This is a genomic window from Streptococcus oralis (genome assembly GCF_001075875.1).
Lineage (GTDB): Bacteria > Bacillota > Bacilli > Lactobacillales > Streptococcaceae > Streptococcus > Streptococcus oralis_I.
The window spans coordinates 1-2829 of record NZ_JUOS01000079.1; the positions used below are offsets into that span (position 1 = coordinate 1).

At 39.3% G+C, this 2829-nt stretch carries 1 protein-coding gene; it reads right to left on the bottom strand.

Annotation, left to right across the window (positions count from 1 at the left end; all coding sequences use genetic code 11):
- Positions 1-2829: mucin-binding protein (locus tag ADM33_RS11445; protein WP_049503396.1), on the bottom strand; the 2829-nt coding region annotated here is incomplete at both ends.

The following is a 2829-nucleotide window of genomic DNA, read 5'->3' on the forward strand; positions in this document are numbered from 1 at the left end:
GGATCATTTGGATTGATTGGATCTGTTGGATTGTGTGGATCGTTTGGTCCAACTGGAGTTACATCGTGTTTTAATTTAACTACGAATTCTTGATCAATGTTTTCGTCGTCATCAAATTTCTTTTGATCTACAGTTGAGTTTGTGAAACCATCTTCTACAAGTTTGTAACCTTTATTAACAAAATCAGCAATCTTAGCTTCAGTTGAGTAGTCAATGGCTTCACCAGATTTACCTTCAACTTCATCTTTTGCTAATTCCTTATTATTAGCACTTGTATCAATGTATTTGACAATAGCTTTTTGTTTTACTTTCTTATAAACAACGACTGTTTCGTATGTACCCAAATCAGAGTTAGCTACAATATTGCGCCAATAAGTTTCTGAAACGGTACGTTTACCTGCTTGAACATCAATAAGCGTTTCTGGTGCATTGCTTGAATCATATGAAACAGAAACTGAATCAGCATTAGCCCCAGCTACTAATCCTGGAACATTACTTGACTTGATTTCTGCTTTATAGCCTTCGATTTTTGGCGAAGCAATGGTTCCATAATTATAGATACCTGAATTTGTTCCATCAGCTTTCCAACCTGTATCAGCAATGTTATCTCCATCGATATCAGAAATGTGATACTTCGCTTTACTATAAGCTGCTAAGAATTCATCACCATTTCTAACGTTTGAATTTCTCAAAATGTTTTCGAAACCTTCTTTGTCGATTGAGACATCCAAAGTACGGTTCCAATTTGATGACTGAATAACATCTTTTTCAACTGGAGTTCCATCTTCGTAGACATATTTGATGATATTTTTATGAACACCAGTCGGGTTGATTTTCGAACCATTTGAAACCCAAATGTTTTGACGGTTATCACCAACAGGGTCAATACCATAGGTTCTATCTGTAGCGCTTACCCCACCAGAAGAAGAGCCTGTTGGAACAGATGTAGCGTTAGCAGGTTGAATATCTGGTTTTCCACTTTGGAAACCAGCGATTGGCAGTGAACCGCCCTGAATATTAGTCCAAACAGAACTTTGTTTATCTTTTGTTTGGCTATCCTTACCATCTCTATTCATAGAATAGACGGTATAAGTTCCAACCGTAGAGCCACCGTTTTGACTAGCTGGACCGTTAAATTCGATTCTGTTTCCAGATTGTTGTGATTTATCTGAGATATAAAGGATGTTCCCTTTTCCGATATCCTGTGGGTTGTTCCCTTGAGGAATAGATAATGGTAATTTACCAGTAATTTCCCCTGCTGAAAGACCTTGTGAGTTTGTATATCTCATGAAGGATACATAAAGTGGGTTATTGAACTGGAAGACAGTATTCTTACTTGAACCCAAGGCTACGGAAATCAACTCCGCATAGAAGTTGGTATTATCATCTCGGATATCTACGATAGACCCCTTATTAGCCTGGAATAATGGTTGATCCTTTCGGCCATTTTGAGAACCAAGTGAAATAACATCATCCCAGTCATTGTTGCCACGATTGTCCATTTGCACACGGAAAGTTGCGAAGTCATCTACTAAGATCTTACCATTTTCATTGAGACCGATATAGTTATATCCATCGTAACTACCAGAAGGTGCACCACCGTTCTTACCTTTACCATCTGAATGGAAGGTGTTTGTCGAATGTTTACCAAAAGTCACTCTTGAATCATTACCGAAATCAAGTGCTACACCGCGTCCTCTATTTTCAAAGCGAACTTTTGAATTTTGACCTGTGACAAGTTCTGAGTTATTACCCATCATAATCCCATCACGGCCATTAAACTCAAAGGTACCTTCTTCACCAATAAGAACACGGCTAGGGCCATTTTTACGACCATGGTTACCTGCACCGTAACCACCGAAACGATCCTTATCGTTAACTCCATCCCCTGGACGGTCTATACCAATTGAAATACCTTGACCGATACTAGTATTTAAGACTAACTTAGAGCCTTTACCAGTTTCTACGGTACCACTATCAGCCATGAAAATACCAGCATTATGGTAGCGAGCATTATCAGTTCGGTTGTCAGTGTTCATGTTGATAGTAAGACTACCTTTATCTTTTACACTGACTTTAGCTCCACTTTCAAGAGTAATAGCATCCCCTTGAGAAGAGCGATTAAGCGTTAAACTAGCTCCCTCAGCAACTGTTACAGATTTGGCATCGTGAATATTTGACTCACGACGTTGATCTGAACGGCCAACCGCGCCAACATTACGTTGTACGTATTGTGTTTGACCGTTTGCTGCTTGGTAACTGTCACTTACTGTTGATGTTGTATTCCCTTTGATAACGACATTTGTGTTACCACCACCACCATAAAGTGATGACCCAACACTTGTCACGTTTTCAAAGGTAACAGTATTTGAACCGCTAGTTCTTGATAAATCAATTGGACCTTTAGAATTAGCAGTCGCTATTTTAAGGTTTTTAAGATTTAGTTCCCAGCTAGCTCCTGTCAACTCCAAAGTGTGTGACAAAAGTTCAAGACGAGCGTTTTCATTTTTACCTTGGATAGTAACTGGACGTGATGGTGCACTAATGGTAGTTCTACGGTCTACAGAACCAGGATTTCGGCCATCTGTGTTTCCATTATCACCTTGAGCAACGACATCACCATTTACAGTGATTTCGTTGACATTTCCATCCTCTAAGGCTGAAACAAACTCACTCCAATTTGATACTTCACGTTTATTTTCTGAAGTAGCTCGACGTGTACGTGTTGAACGGCGTGCTTCAGTTGGAGCTGGAGCTTTATCAGTAGATTTACCATCTTTTTCAGCAACTTCAGCTTTATCAGTAGACTTACCATCTTTTTCAGCAACT